This window comes from Hylemonella gracilis str. Niagara R, assembly GCF_000600295.1.
GTDB classification, from domain to species: Bacteria; Pseudomonadota; Gammaproteobacteria; order Burkholderiales; family Burkholderiaceae_C; genus Hylemonella; species Hylemonella gracilis_A.
Window position 1 is genome coordinate 961,865 of record NZ_JEMG01000001.1, and the last position, 18,127, is coordinate 979,991.

At 65.8% G+C, this 18,127-nt stretch carries 15 protein-coding genes and 1 other RNA gene; 12 read left to right on the forward strand and 4 right to left on the reverse strand.

The features are described from left to right. Positions 1-56: 56 nt before the first annotated feature. Positions 57-1,847: an NAD(P)/FAD-dependent oxidoreductase gene (locus AZ34_RS04375; protein ID WP_035605202.1), complete on the reverse strand. Its 1,791-nt coding sequence runs from the start codon at positions 1,845-1,847 to the stop codon at positions 57-59. An 82-nt stretch (positions 1,848-1,929) separates the two neighbouring features. Between AZ34_RS04375 and rnpB the strand changes: the two genes are divergently transcribed. Beyond that, an RNA gene (gene rnpB, locus AZ34_RS17775) (RNase P RNA component class A) lies at positions 1,930-2,287 on the forward strand. A gap of 121 nt (positions 2,288-2,408) precedes the next feature. On the opposite strand, the gene AZ34_RS04380 is transcribed toward rnpB, so the two are convergent. After that, positions 2,409-2,984 (reverse strand): Rrf2 family transcriptional regulator, encoded by a 576-nt coding sequence (locus AZ34_RS04380; RefSeq protein WP_035605204.1) that lies wholly within the window; start codon positions 2,982-2,984, stop codon positions 2,409-2,411. A gap of 429 nt (positions 2,985-3,413) precedes the next feature. On the opposite strand from AZ34_RS04380, the gene dapF reads away from it, so the two are divergent. From dapF to AZ34_RS04395, 3 genes are read left to right on the forward strand one after another with little or no spacing between them, the layout of a single operon-like run. Further along, positions 3,414-4,310: a diaminopimelate epimerase gene (gene dapF, locus AZ34_RS04385; RefSeq protein ID WP_035605207.1), complete on the forward strand. Its 897-nt coding sequence runs from the start codon at positions 3,414-3,416 to the stop codon at positions 4,308-4,310. A 17-nt stretch (positions 4,311-4,327) separates the two neighbouring features. Further along, positions 4,328-4,981, forward strand: coding sequence for a DUF484 family protein (locus tag AZ34_RS04390; RefSeq protein WP_035605210.1), 654 nt, complete (start codon positions 4,328-4,330; stop codon positions 4,979-4,981). Positions 4,982-4,984: 3 nt separating this feature from the next. Then, entirely contained in the window at positions 4,985-5,998 is a 1,014-nt protein-coding gene (locus AZ34_RS04395) for a tyrosine recombinase XerC (protein ID WP_051509529.1), read from the forward strand. Positions 5,999-6,027: 29 nt separating this feature from the next. On the opposite strand, the gene AZ34_RS18875 is transcribed toward AZ34_RS04395, so the two are convergent. Next, entirely contained in the window at positions 6,028-7,692 is a 1,665-nt protein-coding gene (locus AZ34_RS18875) for a methyl-accepting chemotaxis protein (protein ID WP_051509530.1), read from the reverse strand. A 154-nt stretch (positions 7,693-7,846) separates the two neighbouring features. Here AZ34_RS18875 and AZ34_RS04405 point away from each other — a divergent pair, with 154 nt between their 5' ends. Together AZ34_RS04405 and AZ34_RS04410 are read left to right on the forward strand one after the other, a co-directional pair. Next, on the forward strand, positions 7,847-9,028 hold the full coding sequence (locus AZ34_RS04405; protein ID WP_035605213.1) for a class I SAM-dependent rRNA methyltransferase: 1,182 nt from the start codon (positions 7,847-7,849) through the stop codon (positions 9,026-9,028). 123 nt (positions 9,029-9,151) lie between these two features. Further along, positions 9,152-10,198 (forward strand): CobW family GTP-binding protein, encoded by a 1,047-nt coding sequence (locus AZ34_RS04410; protein WP_035605216.1) that lies wholly within the window; start codon positions 9,152-9,154, stop codon positions 10,196-10,198. Between the two features lie 188 nt (positions 10,199-10,386). Here AZ34_RS04410 and AZ34_RS18525 read toward each other — a convergent pair whose 3' ends face one another. After that, positions 10,387-10,569 (reverse strand): hypothetical protein, encoded by a 183-nt coding sequence (locus AZ34_RS18525; protein WP_197026498.1) that lies wholly within the window; start codon positions 10,567-10,569, stop codon positions 10,387-10,389. Between AZ34_RS18525 and dksA the strand changes: the two genes are divergently transcribed. The 6 genes from dksA to rsmH all read left to right on the forward strand — a co-directional run bounded on the left by dksA (position 10,553) and on the right by rsmH (position 17,940). Continuing rightward, the gene (gene dksA / locus AZ34_RS18205; RefSeq protein ID WP_231495458.1) at positions 10,553-11,605 is read left to right on the forward strand and encodes an RNA polymerase-binding protein DksA; all 1,053 of its coding nucleotides are present in this window, start codon (positions 10,553-10,555) and stop codon (positions 11,603-11,605) included. The genes AZ34_RS18525 and dksA overlap by 17 nt on opposite strands. 67 nt (positions 11,606-11,672) lie before the next feature. Next, on the forward strand, positions 11,673-13,994 hold the full coding sequence (locus tag AZ34_RS04425; protein ID WP_231495459.1) for an STAS domain-containing protein: 2,322 nt from the start codon (positions 11,673-11,675) through the stop codon (positions 13,992-13,994). 264 nt (positions 13,995-14,258) lie between these two features. Next, the gene (hslV, locus tag AZ34_RS04430) at positions 14,259-14,822 is read left to right on the forward strand and encodes an ATP-dependent protease subunit HslV (protein WP_035605226.1); all 564 of its coding nucleotides are present in this window, start codon (positions 14,259-14,261) and stop codon (positions 14,820-14,822) included. Beyond that, positions 14,819-16,180, forward strand: coding sequence for an ATP-dependent protease ATPase subunit HslU (hslU, locus tag AZ34_RS04435; RefSeq protein WP_035605229.1), 1,362 nt, complete (start codon positions 14,819-14,821; stop codon positions 16,178-16,180). The genes hslV and hslU overlap by 4 nt, the downstream gene beginning before the upstream one ends. A 347-nt stretch (positions 16,181-16,527) precedes the next feature. Further along, positions 16,528-16,968 (forward strand): division/cell wall cluster transcriptional repressor MraZ, encoded by a 441-nt coding sequence (mraZ, locus tag AZ34_RS04440; RefSeq protein ID WP_035610894.1) that lies wholly within the window; start codon positions 16,528-16,530, stop codon positions 16,966-16,968. A 9-nt stretch (positions 16,969-16,977) separates the two neighbouring features. Beyond that, the gene (gene rsmH / locus AZ34_RS04445; RefSeq protein ID WP_035605232.1) at positions 16,978-17,940 is read left to right on the forward strand and encodes a 16S rRNA (cytosine(1402)-N(4))-methyltransferase RsmH; all 963 of its coding nucleotides are present in this window, start codon (positions 16,978-16,980) and stop codon (positions 17,938-17,940) included. Positions 17,941-18,127: the final 187 nt, after the last annotated feature.

Consider the following 18,127-nt stretch of genomic DNA (forward strand, 5'->3'; position numbering starts at 1 on the left):
CAGGGCGCCAGACCAGGGAGCTGCAGAGGCTGAGCCGGGTGTGCGTCGCGTCGCGCTCAGACGGTCTGAGCGACCGACAAGTCGCGTGACAGTGCGCAGGCCAGGGCCTCCGCGACCTTGATGCCGTCCACGCCCGCAGACAGAATGCCGCCCGCGTAACCCGCGCCTTCCCCCGCCGGGTACAAGCCGCGCACATTGCTGCTTTGGTAGTCCTCGCCACGCGGCATGCGCAGGGGCGAGGAGGTGCGTGTCTCCACCCCCGTCAGCACGGCGTCTGGCAGGTCGTAGCCCTTGATCTTCTTGCCGAAGGCCGGCAGCGCCTCCCGCATGGCCTCGATGGCGTAGGTCGGCAAAGCCAGGCTCAGATCGCCCAGCTTGACGCCCGGTTTGTAGGACGGCTGCACCGCGCCGAATTCCCGCGAAGGGCGCTGCGCCAGGAAGTCACCGACCAGCTGGCCGGGCGCCTCGTAAGTGCCACCTCCCAATTGGTAGGCCAGCGTTTCCAGCTTGCGTTGCAGCACGACACCGGCCAGCGGGTGGTACTGCCGTGGCTGCAATCGCGCGAGCGCAGCCGACTGGGTGGCGTAACGGCGACCGTCCTCCTCGCCGAAGGCCGCGATCCAGTCCGCCTGGTCATGCACTCCATCGGGGTAGTCGTCCGGCTCGATGCCCACCACCATGCCGGCGTTGGCATTGCGTTCGGCCCGTGAGTACTGGCTCATGCCATTGGTGACGACCCGGCCCGGTTCCGAGGTGGCGGCCACCACGGTGCCGCCCGGGCACATGCAGAAGCTGTAGACGGCGCGTCCGTTGCTGGCGTGGTGCACCAGCTTGTAGTCCGCCGCGCCCAAGAGCGGGTGGCCCGCGTGCCGGCCCCAGCGCGCGCGATCGATCAGGCTTTGCGGATGTTCGATGCGAAAGCCGATCGAGAAAGGCTTGGCCTCCATGGCCACGCCCTGGTCCCAGAGGCGCGCGAAGGTGTCCCGCGCGCTGTGGCCCAGGGCCAGCACGGCATGGCGTGTCGGCAGTTCGTAGGTGGTGTCCGTGGCGAGGTCGAGAACTTTCAGTCCGCGCAGGCTGTTCTGTCCGTCCGAGGGGGTGCCCCTGTCCAGCAGCAGGTCCGTCACGCGCTGCTGGAAGCGAATTTCCCCGCCCAGGGTTTCGATCTGCGCACGCATGGACTCGACCATCTTCACCAGCTTGAAGGTGCCGATGTGCGGGTGTGCCTCGGTCAGGATGTCCTTTGGCGCGCCTGCGGCCACGAACTCGTTCAGCACCTTGCGGCCCAGGTGGCGCGGGTCCTTGATCTGGCTGTAGAGCTTGCCGTCGCTGAAGGTGCCGGCGCCCCCTTCGCCGAACTGCACGTTCGATTCGGGGTGCAGCACCTTCTTGCGCCACAAGCCCCAGGTGTCCTGGGTGCGTTCGCGCACGGCCTTGCCGCGTTCCAGCACGATGGGGCGCAAGCCCATCTGCGCCAGCAGCAGGGCGGCGAAGATGCCGCAGGGGCCAAAGCCGATGACGACGGGGCGGTCTTCGGGATGGGACTGGATGCGTGCCGCGTAGTCCCCCGGCGCCTGGACAGGTGCCCGGTAGTGCAGGTCGGGGCTGGGGCCGATATGCGGGTGTGGTCCGAACTTGGCGAGCAGACTCGGTTCCAAGCCGGGTGCGACTTCCACGTCCACGATGTAAACCTGCAGCAGCTCGGCCTTGCGTGCGTCAAAGCTGCGCTTGTAGACCTGGTGGGTTAGGATTTCATCGGGGGAGATACCCAGGGTCCGTGCGATGAGCGCGGGCAGGGCATCAGGGTCGTGCTCCAGCGGGAGCTTGAGTTCGGACAGACGAATCATGGGTTCCTCGGGCTTGTGGTGATCAAGCAGAAAGAGGTGGAGCAAGACCGGAATGATAAGGCGAGGGGATAATGCGGCCCGTGAAGTCGGCTGGACCGCCGCTGGCACGATCAGGGAAACCTGGTGCTGGAGGAACGTCCGGACTGCGCAGGGCAGCGTAGGAGGTAATACCTCTCCACCGCGAGGTGAGGATCAGAGCAACAGAGACGAGTCACCTTGGGGCCGCACCGAGGGCGCAAGCCCGAGGCACGAGCACCAAGGTGGGTGAAACGGGCAATCTCTACGCGCAGCAACACCAAATAGGCACACGATGACGGGGCCCCCCGAGTGTGCGGGTAGGTGGCACCGAGCCGCACGGGTGACCGGCGGCCCAGATGAATGGCGGTCACGTCACGGGCGACCGTGATGCACAGAATCCGGCTTACAGGCCGACTTCACACTTTTCTCCGCGCGGCGCGACTGTTCGCAGCATGCCGCCCATGAAAAAGGCTGGACAGAGCCAGCCTTTCCGGGATGCATCGGGTTTTCGGTGCCAACAGGGCACCGAAGACCGATGTGTGCTCAGGACTTCGATGCCGCCGCCAGAGCCGCGCCCAGCGCGAACACCGAGTTCGGCGCCGTGGTGCGGGGGCGCTCCACGGGGCGTGGCGCGAAGATGCCCCGGCGGGTCTGGGTGCTGCGGGTTGCGGAGGGCTGCCCGCCATGGTCGGGCTCGGCGCCCAGGTCCACGCCCTTGGCGCGCTGCTCCTCGCAGAGCTGGTGCAGCTTGATGCCTTCCATGTGGTCCATCATGCGGCTGTTCAGGCCCGACCAGAGGTCGCGTGTCAGCTGCAGGCCGGCTTCGCCGGCATCCGCGACTTCCTCGCCCATCAGCTCCTGCGTGCCTTCCACGGCACGGATGATGTCGGCCACGCTGATGCGTTGGGCGCTGCGGCCCAGGGTGTAACCGCCGCCCGGGCCACGGGTGCTTTCCACCAGATTGGCTCGGCGCAGCTTGGAGAAGAGCTGTTCCAGGTAGGACAGGGAGATTTGCAGCCGTTGGCCGATGGAGTTCAGCGGCACGGGGCCGGTGGCCTCGCGCAGGGCGAGGTCGATCATGGCGGCGACGGCGAAGCGGCTTTTGGCGCTCAGACGCATGGGGAACTCCTTTTCTTTTGGCCAGAAAACTTCGAACCCGACCGAGTAGGCGGTTCGGACGCGTCCTGCTCAATCGGTGAGGGACTGAGTCATTCCAACATAGGGAAGTTCCCTTCAACTTCAAGGCTTTTTCGCTTTGGCGAGTGAAAATAGTTTCAATGCCTTGTTTTTATTGGTTTTTATTGAAAGTGATTGCCAACAACTGTGGTGAATAAAGTTATGTAAATGCGAGAAGCTTGCGTTGACCCCGTCTTCACCGGCCTGCACGCCCACGACTGGTGACCCAAGTCAGGAGGGTGTCGCGGTGGGTTCGATGCTTGCATGGCGATGCGGATGGCCGTCTCTGGCACAACAGGAACGGCATCAAGACCGAATGCCAGATCGGCGGCGGCCTCAGACCGCGCATCCGTCTGCCCGATAATTTGCAATATGCGCATACGCTTTACCAAGATGCAGGGCGCGGGCAATGACTTTGTCGTGCTCGATGAAACCCAGGGCTTGCTGGGCCTGAGTTCGGCCCAATACCGCTGGCTGGCGGACCGCCATTTCGGCGTGGGTGCGGACCAGATCCTCAGCGTGCGTCCCGCGCCGGTGCCCGGCATCGATTTCGAGTATGTGATCCACAACGCCGATGGCGCTGAGGTCGAACAATGCGGCAACGGCGCGCGTTGCTTCGCCCGTTATGTGCACGACCGAGGACTGAGCGGCAAGCAAGCCATCCGCGTGCAGACCGTGGGCGGTGTGATCGAACCCCGGCTCACGCCCGATGGCCGTGTCACGGTGGACATGGGCGCCCCCATCTTTGAACTCACGCGGGTGCCCTTTGACGCCGCTGGCCTGAGCGCCGTGTCCCATGGCAGCGGGCCAGGCGCCTGGCGAAGCTGGCGGGTGCCGGTGGATGGCCAAGAGGTGGTCCTGGCCGTGCTGTCCATGGGCAACCCCCATGCGGTGCAGCTCGTCGCGGACGTGGATGCCGCGCCAGTGCGCGAGCAGGGGCCACGCATCGAGCACCACCCGCGTTTTCCGCGTCGCGTTAACGCGGGGTTCATGCAGGTGCTGGGCCGCGATCAGGTCAAACTGCGCGTCTGGGAGCGGGGTGCGGGCGAGACCCTGGCTTGTGGCACCGGGGCTTGCGCTGCCGTGGTGGCCGGCATTCGTCTGGGCCTGCTGGATGCGCGCGTCGATGTGCAGACACGGGGGGGCGTGCTGACCATCGAGTGGCGAGAGGGGCAAGCGGTCCAGATGACCGGCCCGGCCACCACGGTCTTCGAGGGCGTCATCGACGTGCCTGAGCGGCCCGATGTTCCCGATCTTGTGAATTCCTGAGCCTGAATCTGCGCCCCATGACCGAAGAAGAAATCGTCCGCTACCTGCGTGGCAATCCAGCTTTTTTTGACCGCAACGCGGATGCCCTGGCCGAGATTGTGCTGGTCAGCCCGCACAGCCGACGCACTGTGAGTCTGCAGGAGCGCCAGGCCGAACTGTTGCGCGAGAAGATCCGCGCCTTCGAGACGCGGCTCATGGAACTCTTGCGCCATGGTGCCGACAACACCGTGCTGGCGGATCGCCTGCTGCGCTGGGCGCGCGACCTGTTCCTGGAGCACGATGCCACCCGCGTGCCCATGCTGATCGCCGACTCCATCCAGCAGCAGTTCGCCGTGCCACAAGTGGCCTTGCGTGTCTGGGACGTGGCTGCCGCGCACAGCAGTGCGCCTTGGGTCCAGGGTGCGACCGAGGACATCCGCCAGTTCGCCGACGCCCTGTACGAGCCTTTCTGCGGCGTGAACACCGGTTTCGAAGCCACCGCTTGGTTGCCGCATCCAGAGCAGGCAGTGTCCCTCGCCTTGCTGCCCTTGCGCATGCCACAGGCCGAGTCGGCCATGGGCCTCATCGTGCTGGCGTCGCCCGACGCGCAGCGCTACAGCAGCACCATGGGCACGGATTTCCTGATTCGCATCGCCGAGGTGGCCAGCGCGGCCCTGTCGCGGCTGAGGTGAGGCATGGCGCTGTCGGATACGCAACTCATTGAGCAGTATCTGGCCCATGTCCGCGTGGAGAAACGCCTCGCGCAGCGCACCGTCGAGTTGTACACGCTGGACTTGCACAAGCTCGGTGAGTTCGCGCAGCAAACCGGCCTGCCATTGCTGCAGGTCCATGGCGCGCATGTGCGGCGCTGGATCGCGCAGATGCACGCCGGCGGGCGCAGCGGGCGCGGCATCGCGCTTATCTTGTCCGGTTGGCGCGGTTTTTATGCCTGGTTGGGGCGTCAGGGACTGATCACCAGCAACCCCGTGCAGGACGTGCGCGCGCCCAAGGCCGCAAAACCACTGCCCAAGGCGCTCAGCGTCGACGACGCCGTGCGGCTCGCGAGTTATCGTGGCCACGCAGACGATTTGGCTGCGCGCCAAGGCGAAGAAGAGGATCCCTGGTTCACAGCCCGTGACGCCGCGATGACCGAGTTGCTTTACAGCAGCGGCCTGCGCGTGGGGGAACTCACCGGGTTGGACGTGGCCGCAAGCGAGGCGGCGCGCAAGGCGGGCAGGGGCTGGCTGGACTTGCAGGCGGGCGAAGTTGAAGTCCAGGGCAAGGGGGGCAAGCGCCGCGCCGTGCCCGTGGGCGCCGCCGCGCGCCAGGCCTTGTCGCAGTGGCTGGTCGTGCGCGGGCAGGGGCTACCGGCTGCCGCGCAGGACGAACAGACCGCGCTCTTCATCGGTCGCAATGGCACACGCCTGACGCCGCAGGCCATCTGGCAGCGCCTCAAGCGCCGCAGCCTGCAGGCCGGTCTGTCCACGCCCGTGCATCCGCACATGCTGCGCCATTCCTTCGCCAGCCATGTGTTGCAGTCCAGCGGCGATCTGCGGGCGGTGCAGGAACTGCTGGGGCATGCCAACATCGGCACCACGCAGGTTTACACCCGCCTGGACTTCCAGCACCTCGCGCGGGCCTACGACGAGGCGCATCCGCGCGCGAAGCTGGATGCCAAGTCGCAGGGGAAGACCCGCGCCAAGAAGTGATCCGCAGGCTGGCTTCGGTTCTGAGGACCTCAGGGCTGGCCCGGCATGGGCAGCCTCGGCGGGTCCGCAGGCGGCAAGGTGTCGTCTCCGATGGTCTCTTCTGTCTCGCCCGGGGGCGCCAGGGCCATCGGGCCGGAGGCGGTGGCGCCCTCTTTCAGCCTGAACACCCCGACCGTGCGCACCAGGGCCTGCGCCTGCGTCTTCATGCTGCCGGCGGCGGCGGCCATTTCCTCCACCAGCGCGGCGTTCTGTTGGGTGGTCTGGTCCATGTTGGTGATGGCCTCTTCGACCTGCGCCACGCCATCGCTTTGTTCGGCGCTGGCGGCGCTGATCTCGCCCATGATCTCGGTCACGCGCCGGATGCTGTCCACCACCTTGGCCATGGTGCTGCCAGCCTGGTCCACCAGGCTAGCGCCTTGTTCCACCTGGGTGACGCTGGCCGAGATCAGGGCCTTGATTTCCTTGGCGGCATCGGCGCTGCGGCCCGCCAATGACCGCACCTCGCTGGCCACCACGGCGAATCCGCGTCCTTGCTCACCGGCACGTGCGGCTTCCACCGCCGCGTTCAGCGCCAGGATGTTGGTCTGGAAGGCGATGCCGTCGATCACGCTGATGATGTCGGCGATCTTGCGGCTGCTTTCGCTGATGCCCTTCATGGTCTCGATCACCTGCGAGACCACTTCGCCGCCCTGTGCCGCGACGGCGGAGGCGTTGCGCGCGAACTCATTGGCCTGCTGGGCGTTGGCCGCGTTCTGCTTGACGGTGCTGCCCAGCTGCTCCATCGAGGCTGCCGTCTGCTCCAGTGAACTGGCCTGGGCTTCGGTGCGCGCACTCAGATCCTGGTTGCCCTCGGCGATTTCCGCGCTGGCCAGTGAAACGGCCTCGCTGCCGGCGCGGACCCGGGCGACCAGGTTCGTCAGCGCAGTCTGCATTTCCAGCAAGGCCCGCAGCAGCTGTCCGAATTCGTCACGGGTATTGGGCTGGATCTGCGCGCTCAAGTCACCCTGGGCCACCCGCAGCGCCAACTGGGCGGCGTGACGCGCGCCGCCCGAGATGCGTCGGCTCAGAGCGTGGCCGATCAGCAGCCCGAGCGCGCAGGTCAGCACCAGGGAACCCAGATTGCCGTACAAGACACGGTCGCGCACGGCGCCGTTTTGGGCGTGGACTTCACCCGCACCCAGCCTCGCCTGCTCGCCCAGCTTGCCGATTTCGGCCGTCAGACTGCCAAAGGTTCGCAGCGCCGGCCCTTTGAGGATGTCCAGGGCTTCCTCGTCCCTGCGTTGCCGCGCCAGCCCGACGATTTCCTCCTGCTGGGCCTGGTACTGCTTCCACGCCTCCTGCAGGGCCGTCACGGTCTGCTGCTGTGCGCCCTCGGTGAAGAAAGGTGTCAGGCTGCGCAGTTCCTGGTCGATGCCCTTGCGCATTTCTTCCATCTGCTTTTCAAGGGCACGGCGTTCGTCCTCGCCGAAGCTCAGCACATGCTGGAACTGCGCGGCTCGCAGCAGATTGACCTGCGCATGCAGCGCGCCCGCGTGTTGCGTGGCGGGCAACCAGCGCTCGGCCATCTGGCGCGCGTTGTCGTTCAGCGATCCGGCCCCGTAGATGGCGTACAGGGACTGCGCGGCGGCCAGCACCAACACCAGTATGAAGCCACCCATGAGCTGGGCGCCGATCTGCAAGTCCTTGATGCGCATGGCGCGCGGTCTCCTGGTTTTTTATATGACGGCCACTCTATGCCCAAGCCGTGTGCATGCATAGTTCGGGAAAGCCCCGGACTGTGGCGGTGGACTTCGCCTTGTCGGGGCACCACCGCGGATTTCTTCGCAATAGCCGCGACAATGATGCCCCATGAAGGTGATACGCATCAAAGAGGGCAAGGAGCGCGCCCTGCAGCGCCAGCATCCGTGGCTGTTCGAGTCGGCCATCGCCAAGGGCGGGGGCGACATGGGCGAGACCGTGCGCGTGGAGTCCGCAGCGGGGGCGTTCATGGCCTGGGCCGCCTACAGTCCGCAGTCCAAGATCCGCGCCCGGGTCTGGAGTTTTGACGCGCAGCAGCGCATCGACCCGGATTTCTTTCGCCAGCGCGTGGCCGCCGCCGTGCGGGCGCGCGCGCGTTTCGCGATTGCCAGCGATGGCCTGCGCCTGGTCCATGGCGAAGCCGATGGCTTGCCGGGATTGATCGTCGATCGTTATGGCGACACCCTGGTCGCGCAGTTCACCAGCGCTGGCGTTGAGCGCTGGAAGGCGGTGCTGGTCGATGCTTTGTTGGCGGAAACAGGCTTGAGCCGTCTTTACGAGCGCTCGGACGCCAGCGCGCGTGGGCTGGAAGGATTGCCAGAAGCCACCGGCTGGTTGCGCGGGCAGGGTGATACCTCCCTGATCCTGCGGGAACACGACTGGAAGCTGGGGCTGGACATCGCGCATGGTCACAAGACCGGCTTTTACCTCGACCAGCGGGACAGCCGCAAGCGCTTTAGCGATTTCACACGGCGCCTGCAGTTCCAAAGGGTGCTGAACTGTTATTGCTATACGGGCGGCTTCACGGTCGCGGCCTTGCAAGGCGGGGCCGCGCGGGTGACTTCCATCGATTCCTCCGCGCCCGCGCTGGCGCAGGCGCGGGCCAATGTCGCGCTCAATGGATTGGACGCGGATCGCAGTGAATTCCTGGACGCGGACGTGAACGCCAGCCTGCGCCGCTTCGCCGAGGAGGGGCGCAGTTTCGACGCCATCATCCTGGACCCGCCCAAGTTCGCTCCGACCGTGGCCCATGCAGAACGCGCGGCCCGGGCCTACAAGGACATCAACCGCTTGGCCTTCAAGATTTTGGAGCCCGGCGGGGTGCTCTTCACCTTCTCCTGCTCGGGTGGCATTGGCGTTGAGCTGTTCCACAAGATCGTGGCCTCGGCCGGCGCCGACGCTGGCGTGGATGGCTACATTCAGGAACGCCTGGGGGGCGCACCGGACCACCCCATGACGCTAGCCTTCCCGGAAGGGGAGTACCTCAAGGGGCTGGTGGTGATGAAGAAGTGATGCCGCGCCTGCTCTGAACCTTGGCGGGCAGGCTCTTGAAGTAATCGATAAACTTCCCATCTTCTCCTGGATGGGCCGCTTGCTTGCAGCGGCCTTTATTACTTCCCGCTTGCGAGACCCACCATGGCCCTGATTCCCGCCACCATCCTCACCGGCTTCCTCGGTTCCGGCAAGACGACCCTGCTCCAGCGCGTGCTCAAGGAAGCGCATGGGCAGAAGATCGCCGTGGTCGAGAACGAATTCGGCGAGGAAAGCATCGACAACGAAATCCTCGTCAACGACACCCAGGAACAGATCATCCAGCTCAACAACGGCTGCGTCTGCTGCACCATACGCGAGGATCTGCGCACGACGCTGCAGTTGCTGGCGGCCAAGAAGCGCCAGGGCCTGCTGGATTTCGAACGCGTGGTGATCGAGACCACCGGTCTGGCCGATCCGGGCCCGGTGACGCAGACCTTCTTCATGGACGATGAAATTGCCGAGAGCTATTTGCTCGATTCCATCATCACCCTGGTGGACGCCAAGCACGCGAACCAGCAGCTGGACGAGCGCCAGGAGGCGCGGCGGCAGGTGGGTTTTGCCGACCAGATCTTCCTGAGCAAGACCGATCTGGTCGCGGAGGAGGAGGTGGAGGCGCTGATCCATCGCCTCAAGCACATGAACCCGCGCGCGCCGCAGAAGGCCGTGCATTTCGGCGCGGTGCCGATTTCCGAGGTCTTTGACCTGCGCGGCTTCAACCTCAACGCCAAGCTGGAAATCGATCCGGACTTCCTGAACGCCGACGAGCACGACCATGATCACGGGCATGACCACGATCACCACGATCACGAACATGGCGAGCACTGCGACCACCCGCACCACCACCATCACGACGATGACGTGAAGAGCTTCGTCTTCAAGTCCGAGCGGGCCTTCGACCCGGCCAAGCTGGAGGACTTCCTGGGCGCCATCGTCAACATCTATGGCCCGCGCATGCTGCGTTACAAGGGCGTGCTGAACATGAAGGGAACGGACCGCAAGGTGATTTTCCAGGGCGTCCATCAGCTGATGGGCAGCGATCTGGGGCCGGAATGGGGCCCTCAGGAGCAGCGTCTTTCCAAGATGGTGTTCATCGGCATCGACCTACCCAAGGACATCCTGGTGCAGGGGCTGCAGCAAAGCCTGGTTTGAATCTTGCAAGCCTGAGCGGAGCCCTGCGGGATTCCTCTGGGGCCTGGGGCGAAGGGTCTGTAACGGGCATGCATTACACTCGCGCCCCTTGAGGCCGTTCCTGGCCTTGTCCGTGTTGCGTTCGTCAACACGGGGCGTCGCTGTCGTGCACCAGAAGAAGCAAGCCCGAGCTTGCCCGGAGGAGTCCATCAAGTGAAAGCCAAACCAGCCAAGTCGATGACCACATCGTCCCCCTCCAAGGCCAAGTCGCCTGCCAGCCCCGCGCGGGTCAAGGCCGGGGCCGCTGCGTCCCCGAATCGGGGCGCGACGGGGGCGAAGACGACCGGCAAGACCAGCGCATCACCGAAGGCCGCCGTGAAAGCGGCCGCCAAGCCGACGGTCAAGAAAACGGCGTCGACGGTTGTCAAGGCCGCCAAGTCGTCGGCCACTGCCAAAACCATCAAAACCATCAAGACCGGCAAGGCTGCTCCGGTCGCCAAGGTCCCGGCCAAGCCCACCGCCAAAGCTGCAGCCAAACCCGCAGTCAAGAAGCCGGTGAGCGCGAAGTCGGCGCCCAGCAAGACGATAGCCAAAACACCTGCCAAGACCGCTTCGAAAGCTGTATCCCGCGCCCCGGCCCCGTCCGTCGCCAAGCGACCCACCACCCCGTCGGCTCCGGTGAAGAAGGCGGCGGCGAAGACCGCGCCGCCGGCCCTGTCCCTCGCGAAGCCAGCCAGCACACAAAAACTCACACCATCGGTGCCCGCCAGGGCGCCAACTCCTGTATCCTCCGCGCCCGTCGTGTCCGTCTCGTCGGCCAGCGAAGGCTTGCCTCGCATGAGCAAGGCGAATGCCCGACTGGCGCAGATCACCGTGCCATCCATCGACCCGGCCGCGGCCCATGCGAGCAGGGCGAGCTACGTCTCGACCCTGACTCAACCTGTTCTTGACTCCCCTCTGATTGCGCCCGTGAAGAAAGATCCCAAGCTCGCCAACAACTGGAAAACCAAGTCCGCCGAGGAACTGAGCGATGAGGAACTCATCGCGATGCCCGACAGCGAGTACATGAACGACAAGCAGCTCGCGGCTTTCCGGCTGCGCCTGCAGCAGCTCAAGCAGGACATCCTGACCAATGCCGGTGAAACCACCGAGCACCTGCGCGAGGACACTGTGGTGGTGCCCGATCCGGCCGATCGCGCCACCATCGAGGAAGAGCATGCACTAGAGCTGCGCACGCGTGACCGCGAGCGCAAGCTGCTCAAGAAGATCGAGCAGTCCATCGCGCGCATCGACGCGGGCGACTACGGCTATTGCGACGAAACCGGTGAGCCCATCGGCGTCGGTCGCTTGCTGGCGCGCCCCACGGCCACACTGTCGCTCGAGGCGCAGCAAAGGCGCGAGCTGAAACAGAAGATGTTCGGGGACTGATGCCTCCGTCGCCGGAGGTGTTGCCTCGCCCCTGACCCCGCTGCCGCTTCGCACCCAGGGTCGTGCCATGAAGCCAGCCGCAGCAGGGACCGGACGCAAATGGCGCTGGTCCCGAGCCGGCCTGTTGCGCTGGCTGGCCCGTTGGCTGCGCTGGCGCAGCATCCCGGCCTGGCTTGAGCCGGAGGAAACCGGTCCCGGGCCGGGCTACAGCAAGGAAGCTCTCAAGGAACTGATCGAGCGCAAGCGCCAGAATGATTTCGTGCGCAAGCGCGAATTCGAGCACCTGCGGCGATTGCGTCGCCGCGAGCCGGTCGCCACGACCGAGACCGATCGCTTCACCTCCTTTCAAAGCAGTCTGGCGTCCTCGGATTTGCGCAACCGCGCCGCCACCATCCGCAAGATCAACGAGATCGAGGCGCAGATGTCGCGCCAGTGGCTGGGCGGGGAAAAAGATGCGGTTGCCGGGTCCATGCCCGCCTCGGCCGTGGGGCGGGGGCATGCACGCGCAGCCCAGGCCGCTCCGGTTCCTCCGCGGACTGACTCGGCCCCTTCGAAGGGTGCATCCGATGCCTCGGCCCAGGCGCCCTGGCCACGCGCGCGCGCGGATGACGCCGTTGAGCCCCTGTCTACTTTTTTTGGCGCGGACAGCGGGGACGCCTCCAAGGCCAGCGCACCGCCCTCCGCGCCGGATCTCGATGGCATGGCTGCGTTGTCCGGCCTGGCGTATGACCGTTCCGCGCCCCCGTCCGAGGACGACGGCCATGTCTGGAACGATGCAAACCCCAGCGCCTTGCCTGGCTTGCCCGCGCAGCCGGTTCCATCCCCCGCCTTGAACAGCGTGGGAACCAGTGCTTCGGCCTGGCCGGCGGTGCCCATGCCGGCCGATCCGGGGCGCGAGGCCTGGCGCGCCTCGCGACTGGGCGGCCCGGCGGGCCTGGGCGGGGTCGGCACCGTCGGTGGCGGGTGGCGCGGCGGCGTGCTGCCGCAACTCGGTGCCTCCGCGGCGCGCGCCATCTTCGCGCGCCCGTTGCCACCGCCCGCACCTGACCATCTGGCCGACCCCGATCTGGAAGATGCCGCCATCCGCTACGCCAACGGCGACCATGAAGGCGCGGCGCGCAGCTTGCACGCCGCGCTGGAATCGGCGCTGGAAGCTGCGGCGCAGGCGCCGCAGATCGCGGCCTCCTCGGTCTTGCAGGCTTTGGTGCGCGCGGCCCACGGCGGCAAGGCACCCCCGCCGCAACTGGTGGAGACCTGGCTGCTGGCCTGCGTGGACCTGGCTCGCGCGACCGGCCAGCAGGCCGAGTACGAGCGCGTGGCCCGGGACTGGCAGCAGCGCTACGCACCGGTGTACACCCACCTGGCCGCCTGCCCGGTGCCGCGTTGGTTTTCGATTCCCGACCGGGTTGGGCCGGGCAAGGGCGCGGTGCGCTTGCATCGCCCCGCGCTGCCGGCTGTGCGCGCGCCGGACTGGCGCAGCCCCGCCCGCTTGGATGCCCCGGCCGCGCTGGCATTGCAAGCCAAGTCCAGCGCGATGTTCGTGCCCTCGGACGTGCCCCCGGTGGTGGACGACAGCACGGCCGCCCTGGTTCTGGATTGGCAGGCACTGCGCGTCATCGCGGTCGAGGCGGTGCCCGTGCTGGCTCGCTTGTTCTCGCAATGGTGCGAGGCGCCCGCCAGCGCCTCCTTGGGTCTGGTCTTCCGGGGGCCCACGAGCCTGGAGCGGGCGTTGCTGGCCCTCACGCACGGAGCCGGGGTCCAGGCCCAGGCCAGCGCGGCGGAATGGCGTCTGCGCATGGATGCCTTGCGCCTGATGCGTTTGCGCGATGCCTTTGAACTGGCCGCGCTGGACTATGGCGTGACCCACGAGACCCAGGCTCCGGCCTGGCAGGAGCCCCTGGCGGTCTGTCTACTGCGGGGGCCGAGCGACCCCTTGGAAGCCGAGGCCGAGGACATCCGCGCCAACTGGGACACGATGGAGGGCTCGGCCTGGAATGGCGAGACCCTGCCTGGGGTCTCACTGGACCGCGACGCGCTGGGCACGCTGGATGTATGGATCGGCAGCGGCGCTGACGTGGTGGAGCCGCCGGTTGAGGGCAGCGCGGCCCAGCCGGTACGGGTCGATCTGTATGGGGAAATCGTCGGCGACGCCACCGAGGTACTGGCCAAGCTGGCCAAGGCCATCGCGGGGCGCACGCACATGGTGGTCTCTTGCACGGACCTGATCCGGGTGGATTTTCCCGCGGCGGGTGGTTTGCTCAACTGGGCGGCCGAGCAACAAGCCCAGGGACGGCAGGTGCAGTTGCGCGACGTGCACCGGCTGGTGGCGGCTTTTTTCAACGTGATCGGGATTTCCGAACACGCGCGGGTCGTTCCGAGATCAGACTGACCCCCCTGAGGCACCGCGCGCCTCGGTACCAATTGCCAGAGACCAAGGTTCTTCAGGCTGTCCAAGCCTGCGCAGACAGGCGTGGAGCCGCAGCCTTCAGCCCCCTGAACGCCAACCTTCGGTGGCAGGGGGGACGCATTCAGCGGCCTGGCAGAGCCAGTTCCGCGAGTGCCCGCGTATTTCCTGCAGCGGGGAGCGGTCCCCAAGTCCTCACGCCCGCGTGCGTCCATGCCGCCTTCAAACCCGATGCGGGACAATACCCCCATGGAACAATTTCACGGAACCACCATCGTCAGCGCGCGGCGGCAGACCCCACAGGGCATGCAGGTCGCCATCGGCGGGGACGGGCAGGTCACGCTGGGGCACATCGTCGTCAAGGGTACGGCGCGCAAGGTGCGCAAGCTTCACCATGGCAAGGTGCTCGCGGGCTTCGCGGGCGCGACGGCCGACGCCTTCACGCTGTTCGAGCGATTCGAGGCCAAGCTCGACAAGCATCAGGGCCATCTGCAGCGCGCGGCCATCGAACTCACACGTGACTGGCGCACTGACCGTGTGCTGCGCCGCCTTGAAGCCATGCTGGCTGTCGCTGACCTGGAAAGCTCGCTCATCATCAGCGGCAATGGCGACGTGCTGGAACCCGAGCATGGTGTGGTCGCCATCGGTTCGGGTGGCGCTTACGCGCAATCCGCCGCGATCGCCTTGCTCAAGCACACGCAACTGGACGCACGGGAGATCGTCAAGCAGTCGCTCGAAATCGCGGGCGAGATCTGCATCTACACCAACATGAACCACACCATCGAGGTGCTGGAGCCGGTAGAGCAAAAATGAGCAGCATGACCCCCCAGGAGATCGTCTCCGAACTGGACCGCCACATCGTTGGCCAGAAGGATGCCAAGCGTGCCGTGGCCATCGCCTTGCGCAACCGTTGGCGGCGCCAGCAGGTCGAGGCCGCGTTGCGGCCTGAGATCACGCCCAAGAACATCCTGATGATCGGTCCCACCGGCGTGGGCAAGACCGAGATCGCGCGCCGCCTGGCCCGCCTGGCCGACGCGCCCTTCATCAAGGTCGAGGCCACGAAGTTCACCGAGGTGGGTTACGTGGGCAAGGACGTGGACAGCATCATCCGCGACCTGCTCGACGTGGCCGTGAAACAGACCCGCGAAGCAGAGATGAAGAAGGTGCGTACCCGCGCCGAGGACGCCGCGGAGGAACGCATCCTGGACGCCTTGTTGCCGCCGCCGCGTGATTTCTCGCGTGATGGTTTTGGCGAGGAACTGGAACGCGGACGTTCCGAGGGCGCGGGCGATAGCAACACGCGCCAAATCTTCCGCAAGAAGCTGCGCGAAGGCCAGTTGGACGAGCGCGAGATCGAAATCGAACTCAACGAACCCAAGGCCCAGCTCGAGATCATGGGGCCGGCAGGCATGGAGGAAATGACCGAGCAATTGCGCGGCCTCTTCGGGCAGATGGGCGCGGGCAAGCGCAAGCTGCGCAAGATGCGCATCGCCGAGGCCATGAAGCTGCTGCTGGATGAGGAAGCCGCCAAGCTCGTGAACGAAGACGAAATCCGGGCGCAGGCGCTGAGCAACGCCGAGCAGAACGGCATCGTGTTCATCGACGAGATCGACAAGGTGACCTCGCGCAGCGAGGGCCAGAGCACGGCGGAAGTCTCGCGTCAGGGCGTGCAGCGCGATCTCCTGCCCCTGGTGGAAGGCACGTCGGTGAGCACCAAGTACGGCGTCATCAAGACTGACCACATCCTCTTCATCGCCTCGGGCGCATTCCATTTGAGCAAACCCAGCGATCTGATACCCGAACTGCAAGGTCGCCTGCCGATCCGCGTGGAACTGAGTTCGCTGTCCGTGCAGGATTTCGAAGCCATCCTGACGCAAACCCATGCCTCGCTCACCCGGCAGTACCAGGCCCTGCTGGCCACCGAGGGCGTGACCCTGGAGTTCGCGCCGGACGGCATCACGCGACTTGCCCATATCGCCTATGAGGTGAACGAACGCACCGAGAACATCGGTGCGCGCCGTCTGGCCACCGTGATGGAGCGACTGCTGGACGAGGTGAGCTTCGACGCTGCAAAGCTCGGCGGGCAGACGGTGAAAATCGACGCGGCTTACGTCGATCAACGCCTCGCGGCGCTGAGCAAGGACGAGGATCTGTCGCACTACATCCTCTGAGCGCCGCCTGACCCTGACCGGCGGCGAACGCCTTGCATCGCCACCGGGCAAGTGCTCGCAAGTCTGAACCAGGGCGTCCCAGGGACGCCCTGGTTTCTTTTTGTGGGCGCCCACTTCCTTCAAGCGAAACATGCACTTTACGATCTAAGTCCTTCATTTAGATCGATTTTTCATTCCTAATTGCCTTCAATTAAGCGTTTAAGTCTTTGATTTCATTGAAAAAATTCGCAGCCACCTCTTGCGCCCGTCGTTTTTGCTGATACAGTGCAAAAAAGTGCAATTAAGTGGTGGAAAGTGCGTGTGCGCTTTCCACCCTCCTGTGCTGGTGCAAACAAGAGGTGCTGCGCGTGTTTCAAGGGGCTTCGTCGCTGAGTCTGGATGCCAAGGGGCGGCTGTCCGTGCCGACCCGGCATCGGGACTTGCTCGTCTCCGACGCGGCAGGCCTGGGCGCTGGGCAACTCACCATCACCAAGCACCCGCACGGTTGCCTCATGGTGTTCCCGCGTCCCGAGTGGGAAAAATTCCGCGAGCGCATCGCGGCCCTGCCCATGGACGCTCAGTGGTGGAAGCGCATCTTCCTGGGCAATGCCATGGACGTGGAAATCGACGCCACGGGGCGCGTGCTGATCTCGCCCGAGCTGCGGTCCGCGGCCGGCATCAGCAAGGACGTGATGCTGCTGGGCATGGGGCGGCATTTTGAGTTGTGGGACAAGGCGCGTTACGAGGCCGAGGAGGCCCAGGCCATGCAGGCCAGCATGCCTGACGCCTTCAAGGACTTTTCCTTCTGAAGGGCGGCGGTGGAACAGACATGGACGCACACCACGGTCTTGTTGAACGAAGCGGTCGATGCCTTGCTCAACAGACCGGTGGAATTGCCGGACTCCCTGACGACGGAGGACGGGCACTACGTCGACGCGACCTTCGGGCGCGGTGGCCATGCGCGTCTGCTGTTGTCCCGGCTCTCACCTCAAGCGCGCCTGACGGCCTTCGACAAGGACCCGCAGGCGGTGGCCGAGGCGCGTGGCATTGCCGAGTCCGACTCGCGTTTCTCCATCCGGCACCAGGGCTTCGCGCATCTGAACGAGCTGCCCGCGCAGAGTTGCCAGGGCATCCTGATGGACCTGGGCATCAGCTCGCCGCAGATCGACGACCCGGCGCGGGGGTTTTCCTTCCGCGCCGAGGGTCCGCTGGACATGCGCATGGACCCGACGCGCGGACGCAGCGTGGCCGAGTGGCTGAAGATGGCCGAGGTGCGGGAGATCACGGAGGTGATTCGTGACTATGGCGAAGAACGGTTTGCTGGCCCGATTGCAAAGGCGATTGTCGAACGCCGCCAGACGGGCCGCCCCCTTGCCACCACCGCTGAACTGGCCCAGCTCGTGGCTGGCGCGGTCAAAACCCGCGAACCGGGCCAGAACCCTGCGACGCGCACATTTCAGGCTTTTCGGATTTTCATCAACGCCGAGCTTGAAGAACTGCAGGCGGCGTTAGAGGCGAGTCTCGATGTCTTGCAAACCGGAGGGCGCTTGGTCGTGATCAGTTTCCATTCACTGGAAGACCGCATCGTCAAGCAGTTCATCGCGCGGCACGCGCGCGAGGTCTACGACCGTCGCGCGCCCTTCGCCGCGCCGATCCCGACGCGCCTGCGCGCCGTCGAGCGGGTGCGCCCCTCGGAGGCCGAGGTGGCGGCCAACCCGCGCGCGCGCAGCGCGATCATGCGCGTGGCCGTGCGCACGGACGCCGGAAGGGCAGACGCATGACCGACATGATGAGCGCCGCCGGGCCGTCCCAAGTGTTGCGAGACCCTACCCCCAGCGAAGCGCAGGGCAAGCCTGCGCGTGGGGGCAGCGCAGTACACGAAGTGACAAGCGTGGGGGCTATGATGAGCGCCGCCGGGCCGTCCCAAGGCGTGAAGACCCCCTCGGGGGGCAGCGCAGTACACGAAGT